A 13,493-nucleotide genomic window follows, 5' to 3' on the forward strand; every position below is an offset into this window, starting at 1 on the left:
GTCAGGGTGAGGCGAGCGTCGCGATCACCGCGATGACGACGGTGATCGCGAGCATCGCACCGAGGATGGCGATCAGCGTCTTCTGGCCGTTCTTGGGATTCGGGTCGAGCACGGGCTGCTGCATGGCACCAGTGTCGCACCCTCGCCGGCGGCCGTTCGGCCGGGTCAGATCTCGTCCTCCACCGTGCGGTCGCGCCCCGCGAGCACGCCCGCCACGATCTGAGGCACCATCAGCGAAGCCATCAGGGCGATCGGCCAGTTCCAGCCACCGGTGCTCTCGTTGAGCCAGCCCACGAGCAGCGGTCCGGGGATGGAGATGAGGTAGCCGACGCTCTGGGCGAAGGCGGACAGCCGCACCATGCCCGCGCCGGTCCGGGCGCGCATGCCGATCATGGTGAGGGCGAGCGGGAAGGCGCTGTTGGAGACGCCGAGGAGCACCACCCACACCCAGGCGCCGTCCTTGGGGGCCAGCAACAGACCCGTGTAGCCCGCGATGCCGAAGGCGGCGAGGGTGACGGCCAGGACGCCCTGGTGGGGCAGGCGAGAGGCGAGGCGCGGCAGCAGGAAGGCGATCGGGACGCCCACCACCATCGTCGTCGCGGCCAGCAAACCGGCGGTGGAGGCGGAGACCCCGGCGTCCCGGAAGATCACGGGCAGCCAGCCCATGACGATGTACGCGCCGGTGGACTGGAGGCCGAAGAAGACGGCCAGCGCCCAGGCGGTGGCGCTGCGGGTGATGCTCTTGCCGGTGGTCTCCCGTACGGCACCGGCGGCGGGCGCGGCATCGCCCTCCGCCCGGCCGCGGGCGCTGATGGCCAGCCAGGCCAGGGCCGCCGCGGCGGCGAGTACGGCCCATATGGCGAGGCCGTACTTCCAGCCGCCGCCCATGGCGTGGGTCAGCGGGACGGTGACGGCGCCCGCGACACCGGCGCCGCCGGAGAGCGCCATCGAGTAGAGGCCGGTCATGGGGCCGACGCGGTCGGGGAACCAGCGCTTGACGACGACCGGCATCAGGACGTTGCTCACGGCGATGCCCGCGAGCGCGAGGGCGCTCAGGGCCAGGAAGGCGGGAATCCCGCCGCCGAACGGACGCAGCGCGAGCCCGGCGGCGATGGCCGCCATCCCGGCGCAGACCACCGGGGCGGGCCCCCAGCGCCGGGCCAGCCGGGGCGCGGCGAGGCCGAAGACCGCGAAGCACAGGGTGGGCACGGAGGTGAGCAGCCCGGCGAGGGCGCCGCTCATGCCGAACCCGGCCTTCACCTCCTTCATCAGCGCGCCCAGGCTGGTGATCGCCGGGCGGAGGTTGAGGGCGGCGAGGACGAGCCCCACGGCGAGGAGCAGGGACCGCCGGCGTGCGGATCCGCGCCCCGGGGCGGGGGCGGGCGTGTCGGTTGCCGGTGCCGACGCGGCCTTGTCGCCCGTCGTGAGATCTTCGTCTGCCGTATGTGCCATACCGGCATCATAGAATCATGGGATGAATGGAGCACGACAATGGCGCCTCTGACATCTCCCCGCCGTTCCCCCCTCGTCGACCAGGTGATCGCGGAGCTGCGCAACCAGATCACGTCCGGCGAGTGGCCCGTCGGCTCGCGCATCCCCACCGAGCCCGCGCTCGTGGAACAGCTCGGCGTGGCCCGCAACACCGTGCGGGAGGCCGTGCGCGCCCTGGCGCACAACGGCCTGCTGGACATCCGCCAGGGCTCGGGCACCTATGTCGTCGCCACCAGTGAGCTCGCCGGGGTGATGAACCGCCGCTTCGCGCAGGCGGACCCGCTGCACGTGGCGGAGCTGCGCAGCGCCCTGGAGACCCAGGCGGCCCGGCTGGCGGCCCGGCGGCGCACCGAGCAGGACCTCGCCCAGCTGACGGCGCTGCTGCAGCGGCGCGAGGAGGCCTGGCGCTCGGGAGAGGCGGAGCAGTTCGTGGAGGCCGACGCCACGCTGCACACGGCGGTGGTCGCCGCGGCGCACAACGAGGTGCTGGCGGAGGTGTACGCGGATCTGGGCGGGGTGCTCCGCCAGTTCCTGCGCGCGGACGTCGGCACGGAGCTGAAGCCCGAGGGGCTTGCCGACCACGGCAGGCTGGTGGCCGCGATCAGGGACGGCGACGAGCGGACGGCGGAGGAGGAGGCGGGCCGCTATCCGTACGGCTGCCGCGGCGTGCGCTGAGGGCGGGCCCGTCAGCCGGGGGTGTGCGTCACCCAGGCGTGGCGTATCCCCAGCCAGCAGCGCTGGGTGAGGGAGACGTGGCGGGCCGGGGTGACCGCGACGGGCGCGGTGTCCATGTCCGGGTCCCACCAGCGGACGCACTCGATGTGCAGCTGTACGCGATCGATGGTGGAGTTGCCGTTGAAACAGTCGGCCGTGGCGTGCGAGCCGCGGACGCGGGTGCTGCACTCGGCTTCGAGCGTCGCGTCCGGCCCGGGCGCCGCGGAGGCGGGCGGGCACACGGCACCGGCCAGGGCGGCGGTGGCGAACAACAGGGCCGCCGTTCGGCGGAGCGGGCAGTTCATGTCCGTACCTCCTCCCGTCCCCAACAGTGTGCGGGCGGAGGGCGAGGTTCTCGACTCGGGCGCTCACGCCCGGTGTCCGCATACGCGAAGGCCGCGCCGCTGTCCACCGGACAGCGGCGCGGCCTTCGTACGCCTCGGGGCCCTGACTCAGGCACCCATCATGTGCACGCCGCCGTCGACGTGGACGATCTCGCCCGTGGTGCGCGGGAAGAAGTCCGACAGCAGACCGACGACGCCACGGCCCGCCGGCTCCGGGTCGGACAGGTCCCAGCCGATCGGGGCGCGGTGGTTCCACACGTCCGCGAGCTCCTCGAAGCCCGGGATGGACTTGGCGGCCATCGACTTGAGGGGACCGGCCGAGACCAGGTTGCAGCGGATGCCCTTGGGACCGAGGTCACGGGCGAGGTAGCGGTTGGTGCTCTCGAGGGCGGCCTTGGCCACGCCCATCCAGTCGTACTTCGGCCAGGCGATCTGGGCGTCGAAGGTGAGGCCGACGATGGAGCTGCCCGCCGGCATCAGCGGCAGCAGGGCCATGGCCAGCGACTTGTAGGAGTACGCCGAGACCTGGACCGCCGTGGAGACGTCCTCCCACGTGGCCTCCAGGAAGTTGAAGGCGCCCTGCGGGCCGAAGGCGATGGAGTGCACGATGCCGTCGAGGGCCACGCCCTCGCCCAGGTGCTCGCGCACCTTGTCGGCCAGGCCGTCGAGCTGCTCCTGGTTGCTGACATCCAGCTCGATCACCGGCGCGGGCTTCGGCAGCCGCTTGGCGATGCGCTCGACCAGGGAGAGGCGGCCGAAGCCGGTGAGGATGATCTCGGCGCCCTCGTTCTGGGCCACCTTCGCGGCCTGGAAGGCGATCGACGACTCGGTGAGGACGCCGGTGACGAGGATGCGCTTGCCTGCGAGGATTCCACTCATGACGTTCAGTGACCCATGCCCAATCCGCCGTCGACAGGAATGACGGCTCCAGTGATGTATGCGGCCTCGTCGGAGGCGAGGAAGCGGACCGAGGCGGCGATCTCCTCGGGCTGTGCGTAGCGCGTGAGCGGCACCTGCTTCACGATGTTCGCCCGCTGCTCGTCGCTGAGCGCCCGGGTCATGTCGGTGTCCACGAAGCCGGGCGCGACGACATTGATCGTGATGTTGCGGGAGCCCAGCTCACGGGCGATCGAGCGGGCGAAGCCGACGAGGCCGGCCTTGGAGGCGGCGTAGTTGGCCTGGCCCGCCGAGCCCAGCAGGCCGACGACGGAGGAGATCAGCACCACACGGCCCTTGCGGGCCCGCAGCATGGCCTTCGAGGCGCGCTTGACGACCCGGAAGGTGCCGGTGAGGTTGGTGTCCACCACGGAGGTGAAGTCCTCCTCGGACATCCGCAGCAGCAGCTGGTCGCGGGTGATGCCGGCGTTGGCCACCAGCACCTCGACCGCGCCCTGCTTCTCCTCGATCTCCTTGTAGGCCTGCTCGACCTGCTCGGGGTCCGTGATGTCGCACTTCACGGCGAGGCAGCCCAGTTCCATGAGCGCCTCCGGCGGCTCACCGGAGCGGTAGGTGATGGCGACCTTGTCCCCCGCTTCCGCGAACGCGCGGGCGATGGCGAGGCCGATGCCCCGGTTTCCTCCGGTGACGAGAACCGAGCGGCTCAAGGGATCACCCTTCCGTTTCTTCCATGGGTGCTGCTGACTACACCGAAACGTATCGGTAGTGGTCATCGAAGAGAGAATCGACCTGCGACAGGGGCACGCGGCACACACTGTTGGATCTCTACAGAACCGGTAGTCCCCCGCACCCGGCCCGAGGAGCGGAAACGCGGTGCGTGGGCGGCCCATCAGGCGGCATGATTCACAGCGACGACCCTCGGGAGGACCCTGTGCCCCATTCCATGCCCCGTTCCATCGACGAGTCATTCCTCGCGCTGCCGCTGCGGCCGCTCGCCGACGCCGCGCTCGCCCGCGCCCGCGCGCTCGGTGCCGACCACGCGGACTTCCGGTTCGAGCGGGTGCGCAGCGCCTCCTGGCGGCTGCGCGACGCCCGGCCCGCGGGCTCGACGGACGCCACCGACCAGGGCTACGCGGTGCGCGTGGTGCACGGCGGGAGCTGGGGGTTCGCCGCGGGCGTGGAGCTGACCATGGACGCGGCCGCGCGCGTGGCCGGACAGGCCGTCGCGATGGCGAAGCTGTCGGCGAAGGTGATCGCGGCGGCGGGCTCCGACGAGAGGGTGGAGCTGGCCGCCGAACCGGTGCACGCGGACCGCACCTGGGTCTCCGCGTACGAGGTCAACCCCTTCGAGGTGCCCGACGCCGAGAAGACGGCCCTGCTCGCGGACTGGAGCGGCCGGCTGCTGGCCGCGGACGGGGTGTCGCACACCGACGCCACGCTGACGACCGTGCAGGAGAACAAGTTCTACGCCGACTCGGCGGGCACCACGACCACCCAGCAGCGCGTGCGCGTGCACCCGCAGCTGACCGCGACCGCGGTGGACCCGGCGACCGGCGACTTCGACACGATGCGCACCATCGCGCCGCCGGCCGGCCGCGGCTGGGAGTACCTCACGGGCACCGGCTGGGACTGGGACGCCGAACTGGCACAGATGCCGGAGCTGCTGGCCGAGAAGATGCGCGCGCCGAGCGTCCGGGCCGGCGCGTACGACCTGGTGGTCGACCCCTCCAATCTGTGGCTGACGATCCACGAGTCGATCGGCCACGCCACCGAGCTGGACCGGGCGCTGGGCTACGAGGCGGCGTACGCGGGCACCTCGTTCGCGACCTTCGACAAGCTGGGCAGCCTCCGTTACGGCTCGAAGATCATGAACGTGACGGGCGACCGGACCGCCGAGCACGGCCTGGCGACCATCGGTTACGACGACGAGGGCGTGCAGGCCCAGTCCTGGGACCTCGTCAAGGACGGCGTCCTCACCGGCTATCAGCTCGACCGGCGGATCGCGAAGCTCACGGGCTTCGAGCGGTCCAACGGCTGCGCGTTCGCCGACTCCCCCTCGCACGTGCCCGTGCAGCGGATGGCGAACGTCTCGCTCCAGCCGGCGCCCGGCGGACCGTCGACGGAGGAGCTGATCTCGGGCGTCGAGAACGGCATCTACGTCGTGGGCGACCGCTCGTGGTCGATCGACATGCAGCGGTACAACTTCCAGTTCACCGGGCAGCGCTTCTTCAGGATCGAGAACGGCCGGCTGGCCGGGCAGCTCCGGGACGTCGCCTACCAGGCGACGACGACGGACTTCTGGGGCTCGATGGCGGCGGTCGGCGGACCGCAGACGTACGTCCTGGGCGGCGCGTTCAACTGCGGCAAGGCCCAGCCGGGCCAGATCGCCGCGGTCTCCCACGGCTGCCCCTCCGCGCTCTTCACGGGCGTCAACATCTTGAACACCACTCAGGAGGCGGGTCAGTGAGCCCTCGTAGCAGGAACAAGCCGCACGAGATCGTCGAGCGTGCCCTGGAGCTGTCGCGCGCCGACGGCTGTGTCGTGATCGCGAGCGAGGACTCCACCGCCAATCTGCGCTGGGCGGGCAACGCGCTCACCACCAACGGCGTCACCCGCGGCCGCACCGTCACGGTGATCGCGACCGTCGACGGCGCCGAGGGCACGGCCTCCGGGGTCGTCTCCCGTTCCGCGGTCACCGCGGAGGAGCTGGAGCCGCTGGTCCGGGCCGCCGAGGCCGCCGCCCGGGAGGCGGGCCCCGCCGAGGACGCCCAGCCGCTGGTGACGGGCGTCCCGCACTCCCCCGGCTTCACCGAAGCGCCCGCCGAGACCTCCCCGGCGGTCTTCGACGCCTTCGCGCCCGCGCTCGGCGAGTCCTTCGCCCGGGCCCGCGCCGAGGGCCGCGAGCTGTACGGCTTCGCCCTCCACCGGATGGACTCCCACTACCTGGGCTCCTCCGCCGGGCTGCGGCTCCGCCACGACCAGCCCACCGGCACCCTGGAGCTCAACGCCAAGTCCCCGGACCGCACGCGCTCCGCGTGGGCGGGCCGCGCCACCCGCGACTTCACGGACGTGGACCCGGCGGCGCTGGACGCCGAGCTGGCCCGGCGGCTCGCCTGGGCCCGTACGAAGGTCGAGCTGCCGGCCGGGCGGTACGAGACGCTGCTCCCGCCGACCGCCGTCGCCGACCTGATGATCTACCAGGCGTGGTCGGCCACGGCCCGGGAGGCGGCGGAGGGCCGTACGGTCTTCTCCAAGCCCGGCGGTGGCACGCGCATCGGCGAGAAGCTGTCCGGGCTGCCGCTGTCGCTGCGCAGCGACCCGGCGTACCCGGGCCTGCAGTGCGCGCCGTTCGTGCTCACGGGCAGTTCCGGCGAGGACGCGTCGGTCTTCGACAACGGGCTGCCGCTCTCCGCCACGGACTGGATCCGCGAGGGGGTGCTGGAGCGGCTGGCCACGACCCGTCACACCGCCGGCCTGACGGACCTCCCGGTCACCCCCGCCGTCGACAACCTCATCCTGGACGCGGGCGGCACCCGCTCGCTCGACGAGATGGTCGCCGACACCGAGCGCGGGCTGCTGCTGACCTCCCTGTGGTACATCCGCGAGGTCGACCCGGCGTCGCTGCTGCTCACCGGGCTCACCCGGGACGGCGTCTACCTGGTCGAGAAGGGCGAGGTCGTCGGCGAGGTCAACAACTTCCGCTTCAACGAGTCCCCGGTCTCCGTGCTCTCCAGGGCCACGGAGGCGGGCCGCACCGAACAGACGCTGCCGCGCGAGTGGGGCGACTACTTCAGCCGGGCGGCGATGCCCGCGCTGCGGGTGCCCGACTTCAACATGAGCTCGGTCAGCCAGGGGGTGTGACGGCCGGGCGGGGGTGGGACAGCCAGGGCGCGCGACCGGGCCGAATAGACTGGGCGCGTCCGTCCACCCCCTCCCTCCCGTCCCCTCTCCTTCTTCTCCTTCCTTCATCCGCCCTCTCGATCCCCAGGAACGTCATGACACGCCTCGGCGAATCCGTCGCCCGCGCCAGCGAGCTCCTCGCGCAGGACCTCTCCTCCGACCAGACCGTCCAGCGGCTGCTCACGGAGACGGGCTCGCGGCGCTATCTCGACCTGACGGATCTGTCGGCGAAGGAGCAGGCCGAGCTGATCGCGGCCCGCACGGTCGAGGTGCTGCCGGGCGTGGACAAGCTCGCCGCGCGCATCGACGAGCGCCGGGCCGCGGGCAAGGGCCTGAGCATCAAGCTGGGCATCGACCCGACCGGCAGCGACGTGCACCTCGGGCACGCCGTGCCGGTGATCATCCTCAGCCGCTTCCAGCGCATGGGCCATGACGTCACGCTGCTCATCGGCGACTTCACCGCCAAGATCGGCGACCCGACGGGCCGTACGGCGGAGCGCCCGCCGCTCACCGACGAGGACATCGCGAAGAACCTGGCGGGCTACCGCGAGCAGGTGCGGCCGTTCTTCGACTTCGAGAAGGTCAGCTTCCGGCAGAACAGCGAGTGGCTGGCGCCGTACACCTTCCCGGAGCTGCTGGCCCTGCTGGCGCACGTGCCGGTCTCGCAGCTGCTCCAGCGCGAGGACTTCCGCACCCGCCTCTCCTCGGGCTCCGGCCTGACGATGACGGAGATGCTCTACCCGATCGCGCAGGGCCTGGACTCCGTGGCCCTGGAGTGCGATGTGGAGCTGGGCGGCGCCGACCAGCTGCTCAACCTGCAGATGGGCCGCAGGCTCATGGAGCTGAAGGGCCAGAAGCCGCAGCTCGTCGTCACCATGCCGCTGATCGAGGGCACGGACGGCACGGGCGCGAAGATGTCCAAGTCCAAGAACAACTACGTCGCGATGTCCGCGCCCGCAGACGACGTCTTCGGCAAGATCATGTCGGTGCCGGACCGGCTGATGGAGCCGTACCTCAAGGCGTGGACCGAGTGGACGGACGAGGAGATCGCGCTCGTCCTGGCCCGTGTGGCGGAGCGCTCCCTGCACCCGATGGACCTCAAGAAGGTCCTGGCGGGCGAGGTCGTGACCGCGCTGTACGGGGTCGAGGCGGCGATGGCGGCGCGCGCCGGCTTCATCGCGCAGTTCTCGAAGAAGAGCTTCACTGACGTCGAGAGCCTGCCGGTGGTGGAGCTCGCGGAGCACGGTTCCGAGGCGGTGACGGCCGTGCTCAGCCAGGTGCTGGGCTTCCAGCCGAGCGCTTCCGCGGCGCGGCGGGTGGCGAAGCAGAACGGTCTGCGTCTGATCGTCGAGCACGGTGAGGGGCAGGAGGCCGTCGTGCTTCCCGAGGCCGACGCGATCCGCCCGCTGGGCGAGGTGGTCGCGGAGACCTTGGCCAAGGCGGCGGTTTCCGCGTCCGGTGTGTACCTCAAGGCCGGCCGCAAGGTCGCCGAGATCCGCGGCCTGTAACCGGGGTTCCCGGTCCTCGGACGCCGGACGGGCCGACTCGCTCGGCCCGTCCGGCGTTTTTCACGCGCGGGTCTTCTTCCCTCCCCGCATCGCCACCCACAAGCGGTCGCCGACGCCGACCACCAGCACCGCGCCGGCCAGCTGGAGCAGATGGCGGCCCCAGTCGATGCCCTTGGTGTCGTTGATGCCGAGGCCCGTGGCCGCCCAGTTGCCGAGGACGCTGCCGATCATGCCGAAGATGATCGTCAGCCAGAGGGGGATCTGCTGCTTGCCCGGCAGGATCGCCTTGGCGATCAGGCCCAGCACCAGACCGACGATGATGGCCCACAACCAGCTCATGTCGCCTCCTCATGCGGCGCGATATGGCGTGCCCCGCCATTCTGGGGCCGCTCGCGGTACGGCGCACTTCGGACCGGCGCCTACGCCGGGTGCATGAGAGAGATGCAGGTCGGGGCGGGGGCCTGTGCGCCGCCCCCGGTCTCGTACGCGGGCCGGGGGCGGCGTAACGTTGAATACGTCCTGGACGAATGGCGTGTCCCGGCGGCGAGCGGGTGGTGGAACGTGATGCGGAAGCTGGGCGGGCCGGAGGTCGTCAGGATCACCGGGGCCCGACGAGGTCTGGCCGAGGACGTGCGCGGCCGCCAGCGGCGGTACGTCTTCTCGATGCTCGTCCGCACCCTCTCGGTGGTGCTGACCGTGGTGCTGTGGAACGTCGAGCGCTATGTGGCCATCGGCACGCTGGTCCTGGGCGCGCTGCTCCCCTATGTCGCCGTCGTGATCGCCAACGCGGGCCGGGAGAACGCCCCTTCGCTGCCCGGCACGTTCGTCCCCGCGCCGACCCGGCCGGTGCTGATGCCCGGCCCGGCGGTGCACCCGGCGGAACCCTCGGCGGAAGCGGGCCGCGGCGACGGCCGGCCGCCTTCCGGCGATCAGGCGCGTGACCACAACTGATGTGCGGGAGTGGGCGCGCGGGCCGGTGCGCGCGCTGCCAAGCTCAAGAAAACCTCAGATCAATCATGTGGTTTCAGTGCCGCTCGCCGGTCACCCCGTGACATACTTCCTAAGCGCTCCGCATCCCCCGTCGGAGCGACAGACCGACGCCGGGCGGCTCCCCCCGTGGCTGCCCGGCGTCGCCGTGTCCGCGTGGCCCGGGGCCGTGCCGGTGGTCGTAGAGTCTGGGGTGTGAACTCCCCCGATACCGCTGTGATCTGCTCCGCCAAGGGCTGCCGCGCCGCCGCCGTGTGGGTGCTGGCGTGGAACAACCCCAAGCTGCACACGCCCGATCGCCGCAAGACGTGGCTCGCGTGCGACGAGCACCGCGAGCACCTGTCCAACTTCCTTGATCTGCGCGGCTTCCTCAAGGACGTGGTGACCCTCGAGGAGTGGGAGTCAGCCGCCGATCGCTGACATCGGGCGCCGGGGCTGGAGGAAGGCGGGGTCGTCCAGGCCCGAGCCGGCCTTCTTGCCCCACGTCGCCCGCCGCCAGAAGTCGGCTATCTCCTCGTCCGGGGCGCCCGAGCGCAGCACGCCCCGCAGGTCCGACTCCTCGCGCGCGAACAGGCAGGTGCGGATCTGCCCGTCGGCGGTGAGCCGGGTGCGGTCGCAGGCGGCGCAGAAGGGGCGGGTCACGGAGGCGATCACTCCGACGCGGGCGGGCCCGCCGTCGACGAGCCAGCGCTCGGCGGGTGCGGAGCCGCGCTCGTCGCCGCCCTCCGGGGTGAGGCGGAAGCGTGTGCGGAGGCTCGCGAGGATGTCCTCCGCGGTGATCATCCCGTCGCGTTTCCAGCCGTGTTGGGCGTCAAGGGGCATCTGCTCGATGAAGCGCAGCTCATAGTCGTTCCCGACGGCCCAGGCGAGGAGGTCGGGGGCCTCGTCGGCGTTGAGGCCGGGCATCAGGACGGCGTTGACCTTCACGGGCGTGAGGCCGGCGGCCCGGGCGGCCGCGAGGCCGTCGAGGACGTCCTGGTGGCGCTTGCGCCGGGTCAGGGTGTGGAAGACGTCGGGGCGCAGGGTGTCGAGGGAGACGTTGACGCGGTCGAGCCCGGCGGCCGCGAGGGCGTGGGCGGTGCGCTCCAGGCCGATGCCGTTGGTGGTGAGGGACAGCCTCGGGCGCGGCAGGAGGGCCGCGCAGCGCTCGACGATGGAGACGAGGCCGGGCCGCAGCAGGGGCTCGCCGCCGGTGAAGCGGACCTCGGTGACACCCAGTGCCGTGACGGCTATCCGCACCAGGCGGACGATCTCGTCGTCGGTGAGGAGGTCGGGCTTGGCGAGCCACTGGAGGCCCTCTTCGGGCATGCAGTAGGTGCAGCGGAGGTTGCAGCGGTCGGTGAGGGAGACGCGCAGGTCGGTTGCGGCGCGACCGTAGGTGTCGATGAGCACGGTTACGGCCCCTCCTGCGGACTGGAACGGTGATTCGTTCGGTGTTCCGCAGCGTACGCGATGCCCCTGACGTTCAACAGTTCGTTGAACGCGGGACAGGCGTACGGTCCCTGCCGGGACGAGGGGCCGTCGGGCGGGCCGGGCGGTCAGTGCGCCCCGTGGCCGGTGAGGGCGCGGACCTCCAGCTCGGCGTACTTCCGCGGGTCCGGCTGCTCCTTGGACAGCAGCGAGCCCAGCCAGCCCAGCAGGAAGCCGAGCGGGATGGAGACGAGGCCGGGGTTGCCGAGCGGGAAGTAGTCGAAGCTCATGCCGGGGAAGAGCGCCTTGGGGTTGCCGGAGACCACCGGGGAGATGATCACCAGGGTGACCGAGGAGACCAGCCCGCCGTAGATCGACCACAGGGCGCCCTGGGTGGTGAAGCGCTTCCAGAAGAGGCTGTAGAGGATCGTGGGGAGGTTGGCGGAGGCGGCGACCGCGAAGGCCAGGGCGACCAGGGCGGCCGCGTTGAGGCGGTGGGCGAAGATGCCGAGGACGATGGAGATCGCGCCGATGACGACGGCGGCGCACTTGGCGGTGAGGATCTCCTCCTTCTCGCTCGTGCGGCCCTTGCGGATGACGTTGGCCCACAGGTCGTGGGCGAAGGACGCCGAGGAGGCGAGGGTGAGGCCCGCGACCACGGCGAGGATGGTCGCGAAGGCGACCGCGGAGATGACGGCGAGGAGCACCGCGCCGCCGGTGGAGCCGGCGCCGCCGCCGACCTCCTGGGCGAGCAGCGGGGCCGCGGTGTTGCCGGACTCGTTGGAGGCGATGATCGCCTTGGGGCCGACCAGGGCCGCGGCGCCGAAGCCCAGCGCGATGGTCATCAGGTAGAAGGCGCCGATGATGCCGATGGCCCAGTTGACGGACTTCCGGGCGGCCTTGGCGGTGGGCACGGTGTAGAAGCGGATCAGGATGTGCGGGAGCCCCGCGGTGCCGAGGACGAGGGCGAGGCCGAGGGAGATGAAGTTCAGCTTGGAGGTGCCGTCCTTGCCGTACTGCAGGCCGGGTTCGAGGAAGGCCTTGCCCTTGCCGCTGGCCTCGGCGGCGCGGCCGAGGAGCGTGGAGACGTTCCAGCCGACCTTGTTGAGCACGAGGACGGTGATCAGCAGGGTGCCCGCGATGAGCATGACCGCCTTGACGATCTGCACCCAGGTGGTGCCCTTCATGCCGCCGATGGTCACGTACAGCACCATGACCAGGCCGACGAGGCCGATGATCCAGCGGCGCGAGCCCTCGCCGGTGGCGCCGAGGAGCAGGGCGACCAGGGCGCCCGCGCCGACCATCTGGGCGAGCAGGTAGAAGATCGAGACGACGATGGTGGAGGTGCCCGCCGCGGTGCGTACGGGCCGCTGCTTGAGCCGGTGGGCGAGCACGTCGGCCATGGTGAAGCGGCCGGAGTTGCGCAGCGGTTCGGCGACCAGGAGCAGGGCGACCAGCCAGGCGACGAGGAAGCCGATGGAGTAGAGGAAGCCGTCGTAGCCGAAGAGGGAGATGGCGCCGGCGATGCCGAGGAAGGACGCTGCGGACATGTAGTCACCGGAGATGGCCAGGCCGTTCTGGAAGCCGGTGAAGGAGCGACCGCCCGCGTAGAAGTCGGTGGCGTCCTTGGTCTGCCGGCCGGCCCAGATGGTGATCCCGAGGGTGGCCGCGACGAAGACGGAGAAGAGCGTGATGATCAGGGTGCGGTGGTCGCTGGCCGCGCCCGCGGCGAGGATGTGGGTCATTCCCCGGCCTCCAGTCGGGTGCGCAGGGCCTCGGACCGGGGGTCGAGCTCGGCGGCGGCGTGCCGGGAGTACCACCAGGCGATCAGGAAGGTCGTGAGGAACTGGGCGAGGCCGAAGACGAAGGCGATGTTGATGTTGCCGACGACCTCGGTTCCCATGAAGCCGCCCGCGTAGTTGGAGAGCAGCACGTAGAGCAGGTACCAGGCGATGAAGGCGACGGTCAGCGGGAAGGCGAACGAGCGCTGGGCGCGGCGCAGTTCGCCGAATTCGGCGCTCGCCTGCATCTCGGTGTAGCGGTCGGGTTCGGCGGAGGAGACGGCGAGGTCGGGGCTGCCCGGCTCGTCCGGTTCCTGCGCGGTGGTCGGTGCGGTATCCACTGTCTCTCCTGACGGGGGTGATACGAGGACGCGAGCCGTTGACCTGTGATCCGGATCACGCATCGTAGAGGCAGGTCGCAGTATGCGACAGGGGGGCGGACCGCGATTTCGGGGAGAGCG

General features: G+C 71.4%; 15 protein-coding genes. 6 read left to right on the forward strand and 9 right to left on the reverse strand.

Annotated elements, in window-relative coordinates; genetic code table 11:
- Position 1 precedes the first annotated feature (1 nt).
- Together DXZ73_RS40080 and DXZ73_RS12490 are read right to left on the reverse strand one after the other, a co-directional pair.
- A complete protein-coding gene (locus tag DXZ73_RS40080; protein WP_275898578.1) occupies positions 2-124 on the reverse strand; it encodes an SGM_5486 family transporter-associated protein in 123 nt (40 codons plus the stop codon).
- A gap of 41 nt (positions 125-165) precedes the next feature.
- Positions 166-1,452 carry a CynX/NimT family MFS transporter gene (locus DXZ73_RS12490; RefSeq protein ID WP_116211068.1) on the reverse strand — a complete coding sequence of 429 codons (1,287 nt, stop codon included), beginning with the start codon at positions 1,450-1,452 and terminating at the stop codon, positions 166-168.
- 39 nt (positions 1,453-1,491) lie between these two features.
- Here DXZ73_RS12490 and DXZ73_RS12495 point away from each other — a divergent pair, with 39 nt between their 5' ends.
- Entirely contained in the window at positions 1,492-2,166 is a 675-nt protein-coding gene (locus DXZ73_RS12495) for a FadR/GntR family transcriptional regulator (protein WP_116211069.1), read from the forward strand.
- Between the two features lie 11 nt (positions 2,167-2,177).
- Here the strand turns inward: DXZ73_RS12495 and DXZ73_RS12500 are convergent, their stop codons facing one another.
- The 3 genes from DXZ73_RS12500 to fabG all read right to left on the reverse strand — a co-directional run bounded on the left by DXZ73_RS12500 (position 2,178) and on the right by fabG (position 4,153).
- The gene (locus DXZ73_RS12500; RefSeq protein ID WP_116211070.1) at positions 2,178-2,510 is read right to left on the reverse strand and encodes a hypothetical protein; all 333 of its coding nucleotides are present in this window, start codon (positions 2,508-2,510) and stop codon (positions 2,178-2,180) included.
- Positions 2,511-2,657: 147 nt separating this feature from the next.
- Entirely contained in the window at positions 2,658-3,428 is a 771-nt protein-coding gene (gene fabI / locus DXZ73_RS12505; RefSeq protein ID WP_116211071.1) for an enoyl-ACP reductase FabI, read from the reverse strand.
- A gap of 5 nt (positions 3,429-3,433) precedes the next feature.
- Positions 3,434-4,153, reverse strand: a complete 720-nt coding sequence (gene fabG / locus DXZ73_RS12510; protein ID WP_116211072.1) for a 3-oxoacyl-[acyl-carrier-protein] reductase — start codon at positions 4,151-4,153, stop codon at positions 3,434-3,436.
- Between the two features lie 236 nt (positions 4,154-4,389).
- Here fabG and DXZ73_RS12515 point away from each other — a divergent pair, with 236 nt between their 5' ends.
- The 3 genes from DXZ73_RS12515 to tyrS all read left to right on the forward strand — a co-directional run bounded on the left by DXZ73_RS12515 (position 4,390) and on the right by tyrS (position 8,854).
- Positions 4,390-5,913, forward strand: coding sequence for a TldD/PmbA family protein (locus tag DXZ73_RS12515; protein WP_116211073.1), 1,524 nt, complete (start codon positions 4,390-4,392; stop codon positions 5,911-5,913).
- The gene (locus tag DXZ73_RS12520) at positions 5,910-7,307 is read left to right on the forward strand and encodes a metallopeptidase TldD-related protein (RefSeq protein WP_116211074.1); all 1,398 of its coding nucleotides are present in this window, start codon (positions 5,910-5,912) and stop codon (positions 7,305-7,307) included. The genes DXZ73_RS12515 and DXZ73_RS12520 overlap by 4 nt, the downstream gene beginning before the upstream one ends.
- A gap of 134 nt (positions 7,308-7,441) precedes the next feature.
- On the forward strand, positions 7,442-8,854 hold the full coding sequence (tyrS, locus tag DXZ73_RS12525; protein WP_116211075.1) for a tyrosine--tRNA ligase: 1,413 nt from the start codon (positions 7,442-7,444) through the stop codon (positions 8,852-8,854).
- Positions 8,855-8,914: 60 nt separating this feature from the next.
- Here tyrS and DXZ73_RS12530 read toward each other — a convergent pair whose 3' ends face one another.
- Positions 8,915-9,193, reverse strand: a complete 279-nt coding sequence (locus DXZ73_RS12530) for a GlsB/YeaQ/YmgE family stress response membrane protein (protein ID WP_116211076.1) — start codon at positions 9,191-9,193, stop codon at positions 8,915-8,917.
- A gap of 225 nt (positions 9,194-9,418) precedes the next feature.
- On the opposite strand from DXZ73_RS12530, the gene DXZ73_RS12535 reads away from it, so the two are divergent.
- Both DXZ73_RS12535 and DXZ73_RS12540 read left to right on the forward strand, forming a co-directional pair.
- The gene (locus DXZ73_RS12535) at positions 9,419-9,805 is read left to right on the forward strand and encodes a DUF3099 domain-containing protein (RefSeq protein WP_116211077.1); all 387 of its coding nucleotides are present in this window, start codon (positions 9,419-9,421) and stop codon (positions 9,803-9,805) included.
- A 231-nt stretch (positions 9,806-10,036) separates the two neighbouring features.
- Positions 10,037-10,261, forward strand: coding sequence for a hypothetical protein (locus DXZ73_RS12540; protein WP_116211078.1), 225 nt, complete (start codon positions 10,037-10,039; stop codon positions 10,259-10,261).
- Here the strand turns inward: DXZ73_RS12540 and moaA are convergent.
- From moaA to DXZ73_RS39425, 3 genes are all read right to left on the reverse strand, one after another.
- The gene (moaA, locus tag DXZ73_RS12545; RefSeq protein ID WP_240351324.1) at positions 10,244-11,233 is read right to left on the reverse strand and encodes a GTP 3',8-cyclase MoaA; all 990 of its coding nucleotides are present in this window, start codon (positions 11,231-11,233) and stop codon (positions 10,244-10,246) included. The two genes, DXZ73_RS12540 and moaA, sit on opposite strands and share 18 nt — an antisense overlap.
- 146 nt (positions 11,234-11,379) lie before the next feature.
- Positions 11,380-12,996 carry a solute symporter family protein gene (locus DXZ73_RS12550; protein WP_116211079.1) on the reverse strand — a complete coding sequence of 539 codons (1,617 nt, stop codon included), beginning with the start codon at positions 12,994-12,996 and terminating at the stop codon, positions 11,380-11,382.
- Positions 12,993-13,373 carry a DUF485 domain-containing protein gene (locus DXZ73_RS39425; protein WP_425315828.1) on the reverse strand — a complete coding sequence of 127 codons (381 nt, stop codon included), beginning with the start codon at positions 13,371-13,373 and terminating at the stop codon, positions 12,993-12,995. Before DXZ73_RS39425 ends, DXZ73_RS12550 begins: the two co-directional genes overlap by 4 nt.
- Between the last annotated feature and the right edge of the window lie 120 nt (positions 13,374-13,493).

It is taken from the genome of Streptoverticillium olivoreticuli subsp. olivoreticuli (assembly GCF_003391135.1).
GTDB lineage: Bacteria > Actinomycetota > Actinomycetes > Streptomycetales > Streptomycetaceae > Streptomyces > Streptomyces blastmyceticus.